Below are 18,423 nucleotides of genomic sequence, written 5' to 3' on the forward strand. Positions count from 1 at the left end.
CGCCACGCGCTTTTCCGGGAAAGCCGTTTCACACTTTTCCTGGAATTGCTCTGGTGCCGGTCAGAAACATTTCCAAGTCGATCTTAGAACGCGCTCGGCACGATCCACGGGTTGATGCTGATGCCGAGGCGCGGGCCCTTGCCTTCAGCTGTGTTTTCCGTGGTGCCCTTCTTCTCGACCGAGCCGGTCGAGGCGCAATCGAGCTTCACATTGGTCTTGGTGTCGACGCAGGTCGCGGCAGGCGCGTGCTTGACCGGGTGAGTGGTGTTGGCGGCGAAGGCCGAGCCCGAAAGTGCCAGCACGGCGGCGAGGGTGAGGAGGGTCTTTTTCATTGTCAGTCTCCGTTTTCGACGGGTGAATTCTTCCGTACATGTACGATGTTACGTACAGATACGTCCGCCAATAACGAAGTTCAAGCCGAATTCGTACGCGTACGGTAGATTTTTGTTAACCAAGAAATTCACCCCCAGGTTTGGCTGGGGAAGGTCGCGAGGGGTCTGGAAACGAAAGGAGTTGGCGTTCAGCAGTTGACCGGTGTCTCGGTCAATGGCGGCACGTTCTGCGTGCTGAGTGCGGCCAATTGGAAATCGCACATGCGTTTCACGAAAGCCTGCGGGTCGCCGAAGGGGTAGAACGGAAAGGTGATCAGCAGCGAGATCGTGCCGTGGCCGACAGCCCACAGCATGGTGGCGATGGCTCGCGCATCGCCTTGCAATTTTCCGGCGGCGACGCAGGCCTCGACCCGGCTGATCAGCGCCTTCATCGCCGGATTGGCCTCGTGCATTTCTTGAAAACTCTGGCCTTCCGGTGGCCTGGTCTTCTCGGTCATGAAGACGGTGCGGTATTCATTGGGATTGCCGAGGCCGAAGGCGGCATATTCGGTCATCACCGCCTGCAAGGCCTCGACCGGGTCGTCGGACGGGTGCTCCTCGATGCGGCGGGCAAGTGTCTCGAAAGCGTCTTCGGCCAGGGCGAACAGGATGTCCTGCTTGTCGGCGAAATAAGAATAGACCGACATCGGCGCGTAGCCGACCCGCTTGGCCAGTTTGCGGATCGTCAGGCCTTCATAGCCTTCTTCCTGGACGAGCTTGTGCGCGGCCGCGACCAGCTCGGAGCGCAGCTCGGCCTTCTGTTTTTCGCGGCGTTTCTGGACGCTCGGCGGCAAGTCTGGCGCCTCTCAGTGGTGCCTGGTTGGTTGGTGTCTGGCTAAATTATATACGCTGTACGGAAACGAACAAGGGCACGGGAAGTTCCCAAGCGGCATGGGAGTCGGATCGTGGGGTCAGATGGCGCCGATGCCGCCGTCGACGGCCAGCGCATGGCCGGTCATGAAGGAGTTGGCCGGATCGGCGGCGAACAGGATGGCGGTGGTGATTTCGTCGACTTCCGCCACGCGCTTCATCGGCACGCCCCGCGTCAGCTCGGCCAATGCTTCGGCCTCCGGCGCGCCGGAGACACGCACGAAGCTGTCGACCATCGCTGTCCTGGTGTGGGCCGGGCAGATGGCGTTGATACGCACACCCTTGGTTGCATATTCGGCGGCCGCCGATTTGGTCAACCCGACGACGCCGTGCTTGGCGGCGGCATAGACCGAGAGTTTCGGCGCGCCCACCAGCCCGGCAACCGAGGCGATGTTGACGATGGCGCCGCCCTTGGCCGTCGCCTTGAACTGCCGCTCCATCTGCGGGATCTGGTGCTTCATGGCATAGAAGACGCCGAGCAGGTCGATCTCCAGCACGCGGCGAGCCTCGTCCGACGGCACCTGCGGCAGGCGCACGAAACTCTGGACGATGCCGGCATTGTTGACGGCGACATCCAGCCGGCCGAATCTTTCGACCGCCAGCTTGACCAGATCCTCGGACAGTTTTTCGTCCGCCACGTCGCCGGCCAGGATCGCGGTTTCGGCCGGCAAGGTCGCGGCAAGATCGGCGAGCGCCTTTTCGTCGATGTCCGACAGCACCAGCCGGGCGCCTTCCGCGGCAAAGCCTTTCGCGGCACCACGGCCGAGGCCGCCGGCGGCACCCGTGATCAGGACCGTTGCTCCGTCAAAGCGGCCCATCATGGCTCCTCACTATGTCTGCTTGTCGATCAGTCTGGCGGCGAGGTGCGAAAGCAGCTTCACCGCCTCGCCATAGGTTCTGGCCTTTTCGGGATTGGAGGCATTGCCGTCCAGCGCGCGCTTGTAGACGCCCTGGCAGATCGCCGCCAGACGGAAGAAGGAGAAGGCAAGGAAGAAGGTCCAGTTGCCGATGCCGCCGAGCCCGCGCCGCCGGCAATAGGCGGCGACATAGTCTTCTTCGGAAGGCAGGCCGAGCGCGGCGCGGTCGATACCGCCCAAGCCGCGAAAGCCCGATGCATGCGGCAGACGCCACTGCATGCATTGATAGGCGATGTCGGCAAAGGGGTGGCCAAGCGTAGACAACTCCCAGTCGAGCACCGCAATGACCCTTGGTTGGTCCGGCGCGAAGATCAGATTGTCCAGCCGGTAGTCGCCATGCACCAGCGATATCAGGCCGTCATCAGCTGGCATGTGCGTTTCCAGCCAGGCGATCAGCCCGTCCATGTCGGCAATGGCGTCGGTTTCCGAGGCGCGGTATTGGCTGGTCCAGCGCGCCAGCTGCCGCTCGAAATAATTGCCCGGCCGGCCGAAATCGGAAAGACTCACGGCGTCGACGTCGACATCGTGCAGGGCCGCGAGCGTGCCGTTCATGGCGTCGTAGATCGTGGTGCGCTCGTCATTGTCGCGCGCCTCGGGCAATGCCGGATCCCAGAAGATGCGGCCGTCCAGAAAATCCATGACATAGAACATGCGGCCGATCGGCGAGTCTTCCTCCGACAGATGCAGCATTGCCGGCACCGGCACGGCGGTGCCGGCAAGCGCCTTCATCACGCGGAATTCGCGGTCGACCTGATGCGCCGATTTCAGCAACTGCCCCGGCGGCTTGGCGCGCAGCACGTAGCGGCCGCTGGCCGCCGTGATGAGATAGGTCGGGTTGGACTGGCCGGATTTGAACTTTTCGATTGACGCGAGCCCGGAAAAACCCGGGATTTCAGCCTCGAGGTAAGGCGCAAGCGCTGCCTGGTCGAGCGCGTTCGCGTCGCTCATGCGGTCTCGGGCTGGCGTTCGATCAGCGTCAGCGTCAGCCAGCGGGCGGTCAGAGCCGGTTTCTTCGAACCCTCGATCTCGATCGTCACGTCGTGCGCCGTCTGCACCCAGCCCGAGGGTCTCACTTTCACGTCGGCCAGCACGAAACGGGTGCGGATGCGCGCGCCGGTCTTCACCGGGGCCAGGAAGCGCAGCGAATCGAAGCCGTGGTTGACGCCCATCTTGCTGTTTTCCAGCGGCGGCATGGTCTCGAAGGTCATGGCCGAAAGCAGCGACAGCGACAGGAAGCCATGCGCGATGGTGCCGCCGAACGGCGTCTCGCGCTTGGCCCGCTCAGGGTCGCAGTGGATGAACTGGTGGTCGTCGGTGGCGTCGGCGAACTGGTCGATCATGCGCTGCGTCACCACCCGCCACGGCGACACGCCAACTTCTTTGCCGACACTGGCCAGAAGCACGTCGAGACTGATCGGTTCCACGCTCATGTCCTCCAGTTCACCTCCGGCTTCTACGGCCGGAAAATGTCATTCCTTGAACAAGGTCAATCCATGCTGCACCGACTGCCCGCCGTCGATCGGCAGGATGGCGCCGGTGACATAGCTGCCTGCACGGCTGCACAAATAGAGCGTTGCGCCGGCAATGTCATCCGCTGCGCCGATACGGCCGATCGGAACATGGCTGCCGACGTGTCTGGCCTGTTCATCGGTACCGGTGGCAAAGGCCGTCATGCGGCTCTGAAAGGGGCCGGGAGCAAAGGCGTTGACGGTGATGCGCCGGGCGGCGAACTCGAGCGCGAGCGTACGTGTCAGATGATGTACCGCGGCCTTGGACGCCGTGTAGGAATAGGCGTCGTCGGCCAGCGGCTGCGTGCCCATCACCGAACCGAGATTGATCACGCGGGCCGGATCGGCATCGCTGGCGGCGGCTTCCAGCAGCGGCAGCAATTCACGCGTCAGATGGAAGACCGCGGTGACGTTGACGCCGAGCACCTTGGCCCATGCCGAATAGGGGAAGCTCTCGAGCGGCGCGCCCCAGGAAACGCCGGCATTGTTGATCAGAATGTCGAGTTTGCCGGTCCGCGCCTTGACCTCGGCGACGAGTGCGGCGATGCCAGCCTCGCTGGAGACGTCGCCGGCGAAGCCCTCGGCCCGGCCAGGGGCGCCGAGCCCGTTCAGCGCATTGGCGACCCTGATGCAGTCCTCGCCCTTGCGCGAAGCGATCATGACGCTGGCGCCGCCCTTGACCAGCGCTGTCGCCGCCATGCGGCCGATGCCGGTCGCCGCGCCCGTCACCAGCGCGGTCTTGCCGGCCACCGAAAACAGCTCGTCGAGATAGGCCATTCCAATCCTCCGCGCTTTGCCCTGGGCAAAGAGTTCGCGTTGACAAGGCTATCCGAAGTACGGTCATCCTTGCCACGGGTAAATTGCCGGGCCTCTATGAAGGGTTAGCGACCGATGACGGAGATGAATCTCGGCATGACCGAGCGGCTGAAGCCGGTCCACGCGCGCGTCGCGGCCATGGTGCGCGACGAGATCATGCCGCTCGACAAGGAATTTTTGGGCGAGGTGGGCAAGGCGGGCGACCGCTGGACCTACAGCGCCCGCCAGAGCGAGATCCTCGAAGGGCTGAAGAAGACCGCAAAAGAGCGCGGCCTGTGGAATTTCTGGCTGACCGGCTCGGAGCGCGGCTACGGCCTTTCCACCGTCGAATATGCCTATCTCGCCGAGGAAATGGGCAAGGCGCATCTCGGCGCGGAGACTTTCAACTGCTCGGCCCCGGACACCGGCAATATGGAGGTGCTGGAGCGCTACGGCTCGGCCGACCATAAGAAAGCGTGGCTTGAACCGCTTCTGGACGGGAAAATCCGCTCGGCCTATCTGATGACCGAGCCCGATGTCGCCTCGTCCGACGCTACCAACATTTCGATGCGCTGCGAGCGGCAGGGCGACGACTATGTCCTCAACGGCGAGAAATGGTGGGCCTCAGGCGCCGGCGATCCACGCTGCGCCATCTACATCGTCATGGTGCGGACCGGCGGCGACGGCGAGCCGCGGCACCGCCGCCATTCGATGATCCTGGTGCCCGCGGACACAAAGGGCGTGACCAAGGTCCGCGCCATGCAGGTCTATGGCGACGATGACGCGCCGCATGGCCACATGCACCTGCGCTTCGACAATGTCAGGGTCCCGGCAACAAACCTGATCCTCGGCGAGGGCAGGGGGTTCGAGATCGCGCAGGGCCGGCTTGGCCCCGGCCGCATCCATCACTGCATGCGCGCCATCGGCCAGGCCGAGATGGCGCTGGAGATGCTGTGCCAGCGCTCCGTGCGCCGCGAGGCCTTCGGCCAGAAGCTGGCGAAACTCGGCGCCAATTTCGACATCATCGCCGAATGCCGCATGGACATCGAGATGGCGCGGCTGCTCTGCCTCAAGGCGGCGTGGATGATCGACCAGGGCGATGCGCGCGCCGCTGCCCCCTGGATCAGCCAGATCAAGGTCATCGCGCCGCGCGTCGCGCTCAAGGTTACCGACGAGGCGGTGCAGATGTTCGGTGCACAAGGCATCAGCCAGGACACCCCGCTGGCGCGCTCGTGGACGCATTTGCGGACATTGCGCCTCGCCGACGGGCCCGACGCCGTGCATCGCCGCCAGGTGGCGCGGACGGAGTTGAAGAAATACACGCAGGAGAAGGTCTGAACAGCAGCTCGGTCCGCTGCGCCATGGTCCTTCCGCCAACAACCAAGGAGTGTCACCGATGACCATTCCCTCCGAAATGAAGGCACTGCTCCTGGTCGGCGACGGCTACACCAAGACGCCCAGCGGCAGTGCGCTGGAGGCAATGGAGCCTTATCTCGTGCCGGGCAGCATCGCGGTGCCGGCGCCCGGACCGAGCCAGGTGCTGATCAAGGTCAGCCTGGCTTCAATCAATCCGTCCGATGTCGCCTTCATTAAGGGCCAGTACGGCCAGCCGCGCGCCAAGGGCCGGCCGGCCGGCTTCGAGGGCGTCGGCGCCGTGGTCGCCGGCGGCGACGAGCCCTATGCAAAAAGCCTCGTCGGCAAGCGCGTCGCCTTCGCCACCGGCCTCAGCAATTGGGGTTCGTGGGCCGAATATGCCGTCGCCGAGGCGGCAGCCTGCATTCCGCTGCTCGACACGGTGCGCGACGAGGATGGCGCGGCAATGATCGTCAATCCGCTCACCGCGATCGCCATGTTCGACATCGTCAAACAGGAGGGCGAAAAGGCCTTCATCATGACCGCCGGCGCCAGCCAGCTTTGCAAGCTGATCATCGGCCTGGCCAAGGAGGAAGGGTTTCGGCCTATCGTCACCGTGCGCCGCGACGAGCAGATTGCGCTTCTGAAAGAGATCGGCGCTGCCCATGTGCTGAACGAGAAGGCGCCGGATTTCGAGGCCACGCTGCGCGAGGTGATGAAGGCCGAACAACCGCGCATCTTCCTCGACGCGGTCACCGGGCCGCTGGCCTCAGCCATCTTCCATGCGATGCCGAAACGGGCGCGCTGGATCATGTATGGTCGGCTCGACAGCGACGCCACCATCATCCGAGAGCCCGGCCAGTTGATCTTCCAACACAAGCATATCGAAGGCTTCTGGCTGAGCGAATGGATGCGGCAATCCAGGGAGCGGCGCGGTCCGGCGATCCTGGAAGCGCAGAAGCGTTTCTCCGACGGGCGCTGGTCGACCGACGTGACGGCTGTCGTGCCGCTCGCCGAGGCAATCGCGCGGGTGCCGGCCGAACTGGCCAAGCCCAACGGCAAGGTTTTCATCCGGCCTTGATGCCATTCGAAGCGGTGCCGGGGAGCTTTTCGAGGCCTCTTTCCGGTTAGGACGCGCGGGCGTCCACCCATCCGCAGCGCCTGTCGAGTTCATAAGCGCGTCCTTCAGCCCCTATGCCTCGCCGCTTTGTCCGTGATATGCCGCCGCCATCGAATGCCGGGACAGTGCTGGACCGAACCTGTTCCGGGTGTTGTGGGGTGTCTTGATGACGATGTCCAAGCCGGTTTTCGACCGTTTGGGACTTGGCCTGTGGATCGGAGCGTTCCTGGTCGTTCTTGTCCTCGTTCTGTTGGCGCCTGACACGCGTAGCGTGCTGTCGGCCTACAGATATGGCAGCCAGGAGTTTTTGGCCGGCCGGCCGCTCTATGATCTCCAGTCCGAGATGGGGTATCTCTACGCGCCGGCCTTTGCCGCGCTCTATGTTCCGCTGTTCAAGCTCGGCCCGCATCTGGGCGGCCTGGTGTGGCATGTCATAGGTTTCGCGGTGCTGACCTTCGCCGCGATGCGGCAGGTGCGCAAGCTCGGCGACGGGGAGTTGCCATGGTTGCTGTCCTTTGGGCTGTTCCTTGCCCTGCCGATGGCGCTGGGGGCGATCCGCAACGGCCAGGCGACGATCCTCTTGACCGGCGCTTGCTGGCTTCTCACCTTGTCGGCGCTCGAAGGGCGGCGCGCCGAAACCTTCTTCTGGGCTTCGGTCGCGATCATCGCCAAGCCGACCGCGATCATCATGCTGCTGTTGGTGGGCGCCCTGCGCCTGCGGCTGATACCGGTGCTGGTGCTGGCGGTGCTGTTCGTCCTCGCACTGCCCTACGCTTTCGCCCCCGCAAGCTATCTCAACGACCAGTATCGTGTTTTTGGCCAGATGCTGACCTCGATGGCCGTCGACAACACCAGCCATTTCGTCCCCACCGACTTCACGGCGCCGTTTACCCGTGTGGGGCTGCCCATCCCGGAATTCGGCGCCACGATCGTGCGCATCGTTATGGCCCTGTTTACGCTTTCAGCCGTCATCTGGTTCGATCGCAAGCTCGAACGCGGAACGGCTGGTCTCGCCATCTTCCTGACGGCGACGTTCTACATGTGCGTCTTCAACCCGCGCGTCGAGCCCAACACCTATGCCATGATCGCCGTGCCCGCCGGTCTCGCTGTCGCCTTGTTGTGGCGCGAGGAACGCGGCGGTGCACTGGCGTCGGTGCTAGCGGTGACCCTGTTCCTGACGGGGCTGACCGGCATCGAGCGCCATATCCAGGATTTCACGTATCCTTGGTTCCGGCCGATCGCGGTTACCATTGTCGCCGGCTCCCTGATCTGGTGGTTCTGGGCGAACGCAGGAGACAAGGGGGCACGAGACAAGGTGACGCGAGACAAAGTGATGAATGAAAGGCCTGTCGCAAATGGCTGAGTCGCGGCCCGTTCTTGATATCGTGGCGCCGTTCTTCAACGAGGCGCAATCGGCATCGGCGTTTGCCGCATTGCTCGACAAGCTTGAAGCCCAGGTGTCGCAGCGCTTCGGCATCGAAGTCCACAAGATCCTAGTCGACGATGGCAGCCGCGATGATGGCGCCGAGCGGTTCTCGCGGGCGCTGTCGGGCTCCTGGGAGATCGTGCGGCTCAGCCGCAATTTCGGCAAGGAGGTCGCGGTGCTCGCCGGCCTCGACCAGTCGCGCGGCGACATGGCGCTGGTCATGGACGCCGACCTGCAGCATTCGATGGACACCAGCCTGAGGATGATCGCCGAGCTGGTGGAAAACCCGGATATCGATGTCGTCTTCGCGCAGAACGACCGCCGCGAGGCCAGCTGGCGGCGCAGCCAACTGGCGAAGCTGTTCTACAGCCTGATCAACAGCAGCCAGCGTTTCGACATTCCAGAAAATGCCGGTGACTTCCGCGTCATGCGTGGCGCCGTGGTGCGCGCGCTGACGAGCCTGCGCGACAAGCGGCGCTTCAACAAGGGCCTGTTCGCCTGGGCCGGCTTCCGCCAGAAAGCCATACAATATTCGCCGGAAAACCGCGCTGTCGGCACCTCGAAATGGAGCCGGCTCAACCTGATCGCCTTCTCGCTGGAAGGGTTTACGTCGTTTTCCGTTATCCCGCTGCGCATCATCAGCCTGAGCGGGATGCTGGCGGCGCTGGCGGGCATCATCTACGGCGCCAAGGTGTTCTTCGAGGTGCTGTTCTACGGTATCGCCGTCCCCGGCTATCCCAGCCTCATGGTCGCCGTCGTCCTGCTCGGCGGCCTCAATCTCACCTTGCTCGGCCTGATCGGCGAATATGTCTGGGTCACGCTCTCGGAAAGCAAGGACCGGCCGGTCTATATCGTGCGCGATGTCGTGCGTGGCGACGTTCCGGACAGGCCGCCGGGCGCATGACGCGGCGCATCCGCCTGATCGCCGACGACTATGGCCTGGCACCCGGCGTCTCCGCCGGAATTCTCGACCTGCTCGATCGCGGCCGGCTGACCGGCACCAGTTGCATGACCGGCTTTCCGGAATGGCCGGATGCGGCGGCGCGTATAAAGCTGCTGTGCGGCCGTGCCGCGGTCGGGCTGCACCTGACCCTCACCGACCAGCCGGCCACCACCGGCCAATCGAGCCTGGCGCCGGAAGGCCGGCTGCCGCCGCTGCGTTCCTTGGCACTGCCGGTCCTGCGCGGAAACATTGACGAGCGGGATGTCCATGCCGAGCTCGACGCGCAGTACAGCCGCTTCGTCGAAGCGCTTGGCCGCCAACCTGACTTCATAGACGGGCACCAGCACGTGCATTTCCTGCCTGTCGTGCGCAAATGGCTGCGGGCGCATTTTTCCGAAGCTGGCGGCAGGCCGGCGCTGCGCGGTGCGCCGGCGCTGGGCAATGCCGCCGTGGCGCCGAAAGTCGCGGCAATCGCTGCCGTGGCTGCCGGCTTCAACCGCTCGATGGCGCGCGCCGGGTTCACCCTTTTCGCGCCGCTGACCGGTATCTATGACTGGCGGCAACCCGAACGGTTCGAGCCGGTTCTGCAGGCCGCTGTCGAGGCGCTGCCGGAACGAGGCCTGTTCATGTGCCACCCCGGCCATGTCGACGAGACGCTGCGGGCGCGCGACCCGATGCAAGGCGTGCGCGAGGTGGAATACGCGGCGCTGGCTTCGGACGCGTTCGGTGCGAGCCTCGCCCGCGCCGGCGTCGAGATCATGGACGGCAAGGGATGAGTGGCGCCGACCAGCCCCGCCGTTCGACCGGCAGCAAGATCGTGCGCTTTGCCCTAGTCGGGCTGGTGAACACGGCCATCGACCTTGCCGGCTTTTTCCTGCTGCTCAAGCTGCATGTCCCGCCGCTGCCGGCCAACGTCGTCTCATGGTCGATCGCCGTCGTCTTCTCTTTCGTGGCCAATGGTTTCTGGTCGTTCGAACGCAACCAGGCCATCCGGCTGCATGACGCCTTCCTGCGCTTCGTCTCGCTTGGGGCGCTGATTTCGCTCGGCGTCTCCAGCCTGTCGATCGCGCTGTTCGCCGGCATCGCCGGCGTCTGGCCGGCGAAGATCGTCGGTGTCATCGTGGCGGCGGTGCTGAATTTCCTTGCCGCGCGCTGGTCGATCGAAGGACGGTTGCTGAAGTAGCAGCTACTCCGCCGGCTCCACACCGACGTAAGCGGCTTCCTCGAGCTCGCGCTTGAGGCGTGTCTCCTCATGGGTCTTCGGGGTGACGAAGCGGCCAAGCAGGAGATAGGCGACTGGCGTCAGGAACAGTGTCGAGATGGTGGCCAGCCCGAGCCCGCCGACGATGACCCAGCCGAGCGCCACGCGTGCCTCGGCACCCGCGCCGGCGGCCAGCACCAGCGGCACGCCGCCAAGGATGGTGCAGATCATCGTCATCATCACCGGCCGCAGGCGGATGATCGAGGCCTGCTCGATCGCCTCGCGCACTCCGAGCCCACGGTCGCGCAGCTGGTTGGCGAATTCGACGATCAGGATGCCGTTCTTGGCCATGACGCCGACCAGGAGCACCAGGCCGATCTGGCTGTAGGCGTTGAGGCTGGTGCCGGACAGCAGCAGCGCGAAGATGGCGCAGGCCAAACCAAGCGGCACCGTTGCCATGATGATGACGGCGCTGACGAAACTTTCGAACTGGGCGGCCAGCACCAGCAGGATGATGACCAGCGCGAAGCCGAAGATGGTGACCATGGCGCTGTTGGTTTCGCCCAGCGTCGCGGCCTCGGCCAGCGGCAGGATGCGGCTGCCCGGCGGCAGGAACGGCGTGGCGATCTCCTCGGCTTGGCTCAACGCATCACCAAGCGCGAAATTGCCTGAAAGGTTGGAGGTGATCGCCACCGACGGCTGCTGCTGCTCACGCGACAGCGACGGCGGCACGGCGCGCTCGGTCAGCGTGGCGATGGTCGACATCGGCACGAAGCGGCCATCGGCCGTCTTCAGGAAGACATTTTCCAGATCGGTCGGATCGTTGATCGGATTGGTGGTCGAGACCAGCTTCACGCCATAGCTGCGGTCGGCGATGTAGACGTCGACGACGTCGTTGCCGTCGAGCATGGCCTGCATGGTGTTGGCGAGGCCTGATATGTCGATGCCGAGGTCGGAGGCACGCTCGCGGTCGATGGCGACGGCCAGCTGCGGTTGCGTCGGGTCGATCGACAGGCGCGGCGTCTGGAAGCGCGGATCCTTCTGCATCTCGGCGATGATCTTCACCGCCGCGTCGCCGAGCGCCTTGCGGTCATTGCCGACCAGCGCGAACTGCAAACCGTTGCCGGCGCCGCGGATGCCGAGGCTGTTGGGCTGCACCGGGAAGATGCGCACGCTCGGCACCTGCTTGGTCAACTGGCTGATCTCAGCCATGATCTCCTGCTGGCTGCGGCTGCGCTCGTTCCAGGGCGCCAGCGTCATCACCATGAAGCCGGAATTGTAGGAGCCGTTCTGGCCGGCATTCTCGAAGGTCGAGCGGATCTCGCCGGAATCGCGCATCGGCTGGATCAGTTTTTCGATCTTCTGCATCTGCTGCGTCGTGTAGTCGAGGCTGACGCCTTGCGGGGCGTTGATGCGCAACAGCACGGCCGCGCGGTCCTCGGTCGGCGTCAGCTCCTGGCGGATGGTGCCGAACAGGGCGAAGGCGATGCCGGCAAACAGCACCGCGACCAGAACCACGATCCAGGGGGCATCGAGGCAAGCGTGCAGGGTGCGCTTGTAGGCGGCATTCATGGCGCCGCCGATACGGGCGCCGATGCCGTGGCCGCCCTCGTGATGGAGCGAGGCGCTGGTCAGCATGCGCGAGGCGAGCATCGGGCATAACGTCAGCGCCACCACGCAGGACAGCAGCACCGACATGGCAAGCACGAAGCCGAATTCGCGGAACAGACCGCCGGTCTGGCCCGGCAGGAAGGAGATCGGCACGAAGACGGCGACCAGCGTCAGCGTCGTGGCGACGACGGCGAAGAACACTTCCTGCGCGCCGAGCACGGCGGCCGCGCGTGGCCCCATGCCCTCATTGCGTCGTCGCACGATGTTTTCCAGGACCACGATGGCGTCGTCGACGACAAGGCCCGTCGCCAGCACCATGGCAAGCAGCGTCAGGATGTTGACCGAGAAGCCGGCGAGATAAATGGCGGCGATGGTGCCGATCATGGCGACCGGCATCGACAGGCCGGGGATCAGCGTGGCACGCCAGTCGAGCAGGAAGATGTAGATGACGATCAGCACCATCGTCACCGACAGGCCGAGCGCGATCTCGACCTCGTGCACCGCGCCCTTGACGAAGACGGCATCGTCGCTGGTGATCTTGATCGCCATGCCCTTGGGCAGGTTTTCCTGCAGCTTGGCGACGGCGGCCTGGACGCCGGTCGAGATGTCCAGCGTGTTCGATTCCGCCTGGCGGATGACGCCGATGCCGATGCCGGTCTTGCCATCGGAACGCAGCGCGGTCTGGCCGACATCGGGGCCGAGCGTGACGGTGGCGACGTCGCGGATGCGCGTCGTGCCGCCGATGATAATGTTTTCGAATTCCTCGGGCGTGGTTACGTCGGCGGTCGTGCGGACGATCAGGTCCTGGTTGGTGGTGGTGATCGACCCAGCCGGGGAATCGAAAGCGACGGAGGCCAGGGCTGCCCTGAGATCGGCGACCGTGAAGCCGAGGCTGGCGAGCTTGTTCTGGTCGATGTCGATGCGGAAGATCTTGGCGCGGTCGCCATAGACCTGGACGTCGGCGACGCCGGGTACGGCGGCCAGTTCGTCCTCGATCTGGTCCTGGACCACGACGGTCATGTCCTGGATCGACATGTTGTCCGAGGTCACCGCCAGCCGCATCACCGGGTCGGAATTGGCATCGGCCTTGACGATGCGCGGCGGATCGGCGGTGTCCGGCATCAGGTTGGCGACGCGGCCGACGGCATCGCGCACATCGGAGGCGGCGACGTTGAGATCGACGCCGTCGTTGAATTCGATGGTGACGCGGCTCTGGCCGAAGGAGGAAGAGGACGAGATCGACTTGACGCCGGAGACACGGGCCACCGCACCCTCGATCGTGTCGGTCAGTTCGCGGTCGACGGTTTCGGCGGCAGCCCCCGCGAAGGTGGTCGAAACGGTGACCACGGCACGATCGACGTCCGGCAATTCGCGGATCTCGACGCCGTAGAAGGCTGCGAGGCCGGCAACCGCGATGAGGACGTTGAGCACGAAGGCCATGACCGGCCTGCGGATGAAGAGCGCGGTGAAGCCGGTATCGCTGGCGGCGTTGACGGGGCCGGTCATGAGCCTTCGGCGGTGTTGGCGGCGGGCCGGTCCTGGCCGGCGATGCGGACCTCGCCGCCCTCGCTGACGCTCTGCGTGCCTTCGGTGACCAGCATGTCGCCGCTGTCGATCTGGGCGTCGATCAGCACGGTCTCTGTGTTGCGCTGGATGATACGCACCGGCACGCGTTTGGCCTTGCCGTCCTCGATCTGCCAGACATAGGCGCCGTCCGACCCCCACAGGATCGCCAGCGGGCTGACGGCCGGATAGGTTTCGCCGGGGAATTTCATGGTGATGGAAAACGACATGCCGGCGCGCAGCGAATCGGCGGGATTGGCGATCTTGGCCTTGACCAGCAGCGTGCGGCTTTTCTCGTCGATATGGTTGTCGATGGCCGACACCGTGCCGGTATAGGCGTTGCTCGGATTTGCGATCGGCGTCGCCGTCAGCTGCGCGCCGACCCTGACGGCGGCGGCGAAGCGCTCCGGCACCTGGAAATCGACCAGGATCGAGGAGCGGTCATCGAGCGTGGCGATCGCCGACTGGTTGGTGACGTAGTTGCCGGCCGAGATCGGCAGGATGCCGACAGTGCCAGCGATAGGAGCCAGAATGGAGCGGCGCTGCAACGCAAGCTCGGCATCCTGAAGCGCCAGCTTGGCGCCAGCCAGCACCACCTCGGCGTCGGCAACGGCGACAGGCGTCGCGGCATTGGAAGCGCGCAGCGACTTGACACGGTCAAGCTTGGATTGCGCATCCTGCAGAGCGAGCTTGGCCCGGTCCTGAGAGATGATCTCGGTCTCGGAATCGAGCGTGGCGATGATCTGCCCCTTGTCGACATGCGTACCGGATTCGACCAGCAGTTCGGCAAGGCGGCCGGAACTGTATGGATTGACGGTCACAGAGGCGTTGGCGCGGCCGGTGCCGATCGCCTGCAAGCGGTCGTTGATGGTCGCGCTGCCGGCCGGCGCGGCGACGATGGTGGCAATCTGGGCGCCGTTACGCGCCGCTCGCCGGGAGCCAGCCGCCGCCGTGTCCTTTACTGGAGGTGTCGCGCCATAGGCCCAGTCGATGCCCCAGCGCGCCAGCACTTGCGGAGCGCCGGGGTAGAAGCGCGCCCACGCAGCCGCGGCGGCGACCACGATCACGAACGCAAGGACAATCTGCTTCCAACTCGGCATCGATACTCCAGCGGCAGAAATCGTCTGCCGGTTCCAGGTGGAAGCGGATGCAGCGACGATAAGGGCTGGCGGCGCAACCTGGCCACGCCACATCCCGGTATCACCGGTTTATGGCAATTATCACGCAATCGTGCACATTAAATCTCGGTAACGTGAACGCGGGACGCGCGGTTGGAGCCGGATGTAATTGGCCGGGACCTGCTAACGCAGGCCTTCCATTTCGCGGATGCGGCGGGCGCCGTCGGCCTCGAGCTGTCTGGTGACGGCGCCGATCAGCGTTTCGGCGACGACGAAAAGCGCGGCCGAGGAATCCCATGCCGACGGCACCGCGGTTCGTCCGGCGATGACGTGGCGGGCAAAACGGGCGATCGGCGACAGCCACTGGTCGGTAAACAGCACGATCTGGACGCCGCGCTGATGCGCCTTCTCGGCGAAGCGGACGAGACTGTCCTGGTAGCGCCTGATGTCGAAGATCACCAGCACGTCGCGCTTGCCCATGTCGATCAGCCTGTCGCGCCACATGCTCTCCTGGCCGGCCAGGTGAAAGACATCTGGCTGGATGACAGCGAGGTGGGCGGCCATGTAACGCGCCAGCGGATCGGTGAAACGGCCGCCGATCAGGAACGTCTTGCCACGCCGGTCGGCAAGCCGCGCGGCGATGTCCGCAAGCTGCTTGTCGGAGAGGTGGCGGAAGGTTTCGCGCATGTTGTCGAGCGTCGCTTCCAGCATCGGCGAGACCGTGCCGCCACCGGGCAAGGGCGGGTTGAGCGTGCGTATCGCCGGCGACTGCAGCTGCGCCGCCAGTTCGTCCTGCAGGCTCGACTGGAATTCCGGATAGTTCTGGAAGCCGAGCCGGGCCACGAAACGCAGGATTGTCGGCGAGGAGACGCCGGCTGCGGCCGAGAATTCGGCAACCGTCTTCAGGCCGATCATCGGATAGCTTGCAATCAGCGTCTGCGCCGCGCGCCGTTCGCCGGCCGGCATCGTGCCGAGGCGGTCGGCGATCAGTTCGGCAATGCTGGAAATCATCTTTTCCCCCACCCACTGGCTTGGCCCACGAGATCGCATTTGACAAAGCCGGACAAACTGTATGAAATCATCCATAGGGACGCAATGAGGCAAAATACGTAACATACGATACAGCGCTCCCCGGGGACGGCAGACTATGGAGAAAGCACGGCCCGCCAGCCTTGCATCGTCTGATACCGTGAGGGTGACCAACCCAGGCGGGTCAAGCCCATTCGTGCTGACCTGCGACCACGCTTCCAATTTCCTGCCCGCCGAATTCGGAACGTTGGGCCTTGCCGTCGAGGACCTGTCCCGCCACATCGCCTGGGACCCAGGCGCGCTGCCGGTTGCGTTGCGCATGGCCGAGGCGCTCGACGCGACGCTGGTTGAAACCCGCATTTCTCGCCTTGTCATCGACTGCAACCGACCGCTCGACGCGCCAGACCTGGTGCCGCCGGTCAGCGAGACCACGGCGATACCGGGCAATACCGGGCTGTCGGAAAAGCAGCGCGCGGCGCGCGTTGCACTTTCGTGGCAGCCGTTTCATGCAGCCATCGAGCAGATTGTCGACGGCAGGCTGGCGCGCGGGCAGGAGACCCGCCTGGTTTCAGTGCACTCCTTCACCCCGGTCTACAAGGGCCGCAACCGGCCCTGGCATATCGGCATCATCCACGATGACGATCAGCGGCTGGCGTCGCCGCTGATATCGGCGCTGAAGCGGCTTGCCGGCGTCACCGTCGGCGTCAACGAACCCTATTCGCCGGCCGACCGCGTCTATTTCACGCTGGAACGGCATGCGCGCTCGCGCGGGCTGCCCTGCGCGATGATCGAAATCCGCAACGACGAAATCGCCGGCGAAGCCGGGCAGCGGAAATGGGCGGATCTGCTCACGGGCATTTTTTCGGATCTGGAGCCGGAGGAGGCCAAGGGCTCTCGACAACGCGCAATGGGAAAGTCAGTTCAATCGGCCAGCTAAGAACCATAAGGGGAACTCCAGCATGACAACGGATCACACAGAGAAATCGGAGGACGTAAAGATCCTTCACAGTATGGGCTACGCCCAGGAACTGGCCCGCCGCATGAGCGGCTTCTCCAACTTCGCCATATCCTTCTCGATCATTTGCATTCTGGCCGGTGGCATCACCTCATTTCCGCTGGCCATGGGTACCGGCAGCGGTTTCGAGGCGACCGTTGGCTGGGTCATCGGCGGTGTCTTCGCTCTTATCGTCGCGGCCTCGCTCGGCCAGATCGGCTCGGCCTATCCGACCGCCGGCGGCCTCTATCACTGGTCGTCGATTCTCGGTGGACGCGGCTGGGGTTGGGCAACGGCCTGGATCAACCTGCTTGGCCTGATCTTCGTCGTGGCTTCGGTGAATGTCGGCGTCTATCTGCTATTTCAAGGGCTCGTCGCGGGTCCGATCTTCGGTTGGGACACATCGACCTGGGGCTTCTGGCAGCAGACGGCGGCAGTCGTCTTGATTACCGTCACCCAAGGCCTCTTCAATCATCTCGGCATTAAGACGACGACGATGTTGACTGACTTTTCCGGCTATCTCATCCTCGTTGTTGCAGTCGTGCTGACGCTGACTTTCCTGATTTGGGGCGCGCATGGCTTCGATCTTGCGCGGCTGACGACTTTCGTCAACACGACCGGCGATCCCGGTGGTGGCTATGTTCCGACGGCTCGTACGGCGCTCGTGGCCTTCCTGATCGGCCTTCTCTACCCGCTTTACACGATCACCGGCTTCGATGCCTCGGCGCACACCGCCGAGGAAACACACAACGCCCGTGTCGCTGTGCCTAGAGGCATGATCCACGCTGTGCTGTGGTCTCTCGTCTTCGGCTTCGTGATGGCGGTTTCTTTCGTTCTCGCCAGCCCCGATCTGGTCGCGACCGCCAAGGATGGTGGCAACGCCTGGTTCAACCTGTTCAACAACCTGCCGGCGCCAACCTGGCTGAAGGCTCTGCTCGGCATCGCCATCGTGCTGTCGAACTATCTGTGCGCGCTGGCCGGGCTCACTTCGACCTCGCGTATGATCTTCGCCTTTTCGCGTGACGGAGGTCTGCCTGGGTCGTCCTTGTGGAAGCAGGTTTCGCCGACCTGGCGCACGCCGGTGCCTGCCATCTGGCTCGGCGTGGTGCTCTCGATCGCCGCCACGCTCTATTCGCCGGCTTTCGCGGCGCTCGCTGCCGGTTGCGCTCTTTTCCTTTACGTCTCCTATGCCATGCCGATCGCAGCCGGACTTCTTGCGGAAGGCAAGAGTTGGACTGAGTTCGGTCCGTTCCGTCTCGGCGTCTGGTCAAAGCCGTTCGCGGTCATCACCGTGCTCGGTGTCCTGGTGTTGATGTATGCCGGCATCCAGCCTCCCTTCGACATCCTGATCAACTACGCCATCGGACTGATCATTCTGCTCGTGGTTCTATGGTTCGGCATAGAATCGCGCCGCTTCAAGGGTCCGCCGATCGGTGCCGACATTGCTCGTCGCGCGGCGGAGATCGCGGCTGCGGAAAAAGCGGTCGGCCAGACAGCCGGCTAACGGCAAGGCAATATCGCCCGATCGGCTCAGGCCGATCGGGCACCCCGTCGACCATGAGTTTTCAGTTTGAAAGATGTTATCAAGTGGCCGGGAATTTCTT

Annotated in this window: 17 protein-coding genes; 8 read left to right on the forward strand and 9 right to left on the reverse strand. The window is 64.3% G+C overall.

Annotated features, from left to right (window positions below):
* Positions 1–83 precede the first annotated feature (83 nt).
* The 6 genes from JN279_RS11010 to JN279_RS11035 form a co-directional block, all read right to left on the reverse strand.
* Positions 84–332 carry a DUF680 domain-containing protein gene (locus JN279_RS11010; protein WP_202352744.1) on the reverse strand — a complete coding sequence of 83 codons (249 nt, stop codon included), beginning with the start codon at positions 330–332 and terminating at the stop codon, positions 84–86.
* 188 nt (positions 333–520) lie between these two features.
* Positions 521–1,165: a TetR/AcrR family transcriptional regulator gene (locus tag JN279_RS11015; RefSeq protein ID WP_096450037.1), complete on the reverse strand. Its 645-nt coding sequence runs from the start codon at positions 1,163–1,165 to the stop codon at positions 521–523.
* A 117-nt stretch (positions 1,166–1,282) separates the two neighbouring features.
* The gene (locus JN279_RS11020; RefSeq protein WP_202352745.1) at positions 1,283–2,059 is read right to left on the reverse strand and encodes an SDR family NAD(P)-dependent oxidoreductase; all 777 of its coding nucleotides are present in this window, start codon (positions 2,057–2,059) and stop codon (positions 1,283–1,285) included.
* Positions 2,060–2,071: 12 nt separating this feature from the next.
* Positions 2,072–3,106, reverse strand: a complete 1,035-nt coding sequence (locus tag JN279_RS11025; protein ID WP_202352746.1) for a phosphotransferase — start codon at positions 3,104–3,106, stop codon at positions 2,072–2,074.
* Positions 3,103–3,588, reverse strand: a complete 486-nt coding sequence (locus tag JN279_RS11030; RefSeq protein ID WP_010911413.1) for a MaoC family dehydratase — start codon at positions 3,586–3,588, stop codon at positions 3,103–3,105. The genes JN279_RS11025 and JN279_RS11030 overlap by 4 nt, the downstream gene beginning before the upstream one ends.
* A gap of 39 nt (positions 3,589–3,627) precedes the next feature.
* Positions 3,628–4,443, reverse strand: coding sequence for an SDR family oxidoreductase (locus JN279_RS11035; protein WP_202352747.1), 816 nt, complete (start codon positions 4,441–4,443; stop codon positions 3,628–3,630).
* Between the two features lie 114 nt (positions 4,444–4,557).
* Between JN279_RS11035 and JN279_RS11040 the strand changes: the two genes are divergently transcribed.
* The 6 genes from JN279_RS11040 (at position 4,558) to JN279_RS11065 (ending at position 10,486) form a co-directional block, all read left to right on the forward strand.
* The gene (locus tag JN279_RS11040) at positions 4,558–5,799 is read left to right on the forward strand and encodes an acyl-CoA dehydrogenase (RefSeq protein WP_202352748.1); all 1,242 of its coding nucleotides are present in this window, start codon (positions 4,558–4,560) and stop codon (positions 5,797–5,799) included.
* A 58-nt stretch (positions 5,800–5,857) separates the two neighbouring features.
* Positions 5,858–6,895, forward strand: a complete 1,038-nt coding sequence (locus JN279_RS11045) for a zinc-binding dehydrogenase (protein WP_202352749.1) — start codon at positions 5,858–5,860, stop codon at positions 6,893–6,895.
* 205 nt (positions 6,896–7,100) lie between these two features.
* Positions 7,101–8,297 (forward strand): glycosyltransferase family 87 protein, encoded by a 1,197-nt coding sequence (locus JN279_RS11050; protein ID WP_202352750.1) that lies wholly within the window; start codon positions 7,101–7,103, stop codon positions 8,295–8,297.
* The gene (locus tag JN279_RS11055; RefSeq protein ID WP_096450025.1) at positions 8,290–9,264 is read left to right on the forward strand and encodes a glycosyltransferase family 2 protein; all 975 of its coding nucleotides are present in this window, start codon (positions 8,290–8,292) and stop codon (positions 9,262–9,264) included. Before JN279_RS11050 ends, JN279_RS11055 begins: the two co-directional genes overlap by 8 nt.
* Positions 9,261–10,079, forward strand: a complete 819-nt coding sequence (locus tag JN279_RS11060) for a ChbG/HpnK family deacetylase (protein WP_096450023.1) — start codon at positions 9,261–9,263, stop codon at positions 10,077–10,079. The genes JN279_RS11055 and JN279_RS11060 overlap by 4 nt, the downstream gene beginning before the upstream one ends.
* Entirely contained in the window at positions 10,076–10,486 is a 411-nt protein-coding gene (locus JN279_RS11065) for a GtrA family protein (protein ID WP_202352751.1), read from the forward strand. Before JN279_RS11060 ends, JN279_RS11065 begins: the two co-directional genes overlap by 4 nt.
* 3 nt (positions 10,487–10,489) lie before the next feature.
* On the opposite strand, the gene JN279_RS11070 is transcribed toward JN279_RS11065, so the two are convergent.
* The 3 genes from JN279_RS11070 to JN279_RS11080 all read right to left on the reverse strand — a co-directional run bounded on the left by JN279_RS11070 (position 10,490) and on the right by JN279_RS11080 (position 15,807).
* Positions 10,490–13,621, reverse strand: a complete 3,132-nt coding sequence (locus tag JN279_RS11070; RefSeq protein WP_202352752.1) for an efflux RND transporter permease subunit — start codon at positions 13,619–13,621, stop codon at positions 10,490–10,492.
* Positions 13,618–14,778, reverse strand: a complete 1,161-nt coding sequence (locus tag JN279_RS11075; RefSeq protein WP_202352753.1) for an efflux RND transporter periplasmic adaptor subunit — start codon at positions 14,776–14,778, stop codon at positions 13,618–13,620. Before JN279_RS11075 ends, JN279_RS11070 begins: the two co-directional genes overlap by 4 nt.
* Positions 14,779–14,979: 201 nt before the next feature.
* The gene (locus JN279_RS11080; RefSeq protein WP_202352754.1) at positions 14,980–15,807 is read right to left on the reverse strand and encodes a MurR/RpiR family transcriptional regulator; all 828 of its coding nucleotides are present in this window, start codon (positions 15,805–15,807) and stop codon (positions 14,980–14,982) included.
* A 136-nt stretch (positions 15,808–15,943) separates the two neighbouring features.
* Between JN279_RS11080 and JN279_RS11085 the strand changes: the two genes are divergently transcribed.
* Positions 15,944–16,762, forward strand: coding sequence for an N-formylglutamate amidohydrolase (locus tag JN279_RS11085; RefSeq protein ID WP_202352755.1), 819 nt, complete (start codon positions 15,944–15,946; stop codon positions 16,760–16,762).
* Positions 16,763–16,784: 22 nt separating this feature from the next.
* The gene (locus JN279_RS11090) at positions 16,785–18,323 is read left to right on the forward strand and encodes an amino acid permease (RefSeq protein ID WP_096450011.1); all 1,539 of its coding nucleotides are present in this window, start codon (positions 16,785–16,787) and stop codon (positions 18,321–18,323) included.
* The last annotated feature ends 100 nt before the right edge of the window (positions 18,324–18,423 follow it).

This window comes from Mesorhizobium sp. 113-1-2 (assembly GCF_016756475.1).
GTDB lineage: Bacteria > Pseudomonadota > Alphaproteobacteria > Rhizobiales > Rhizobiaceae > Mesorhizobium > Mesorhizobium loti_C.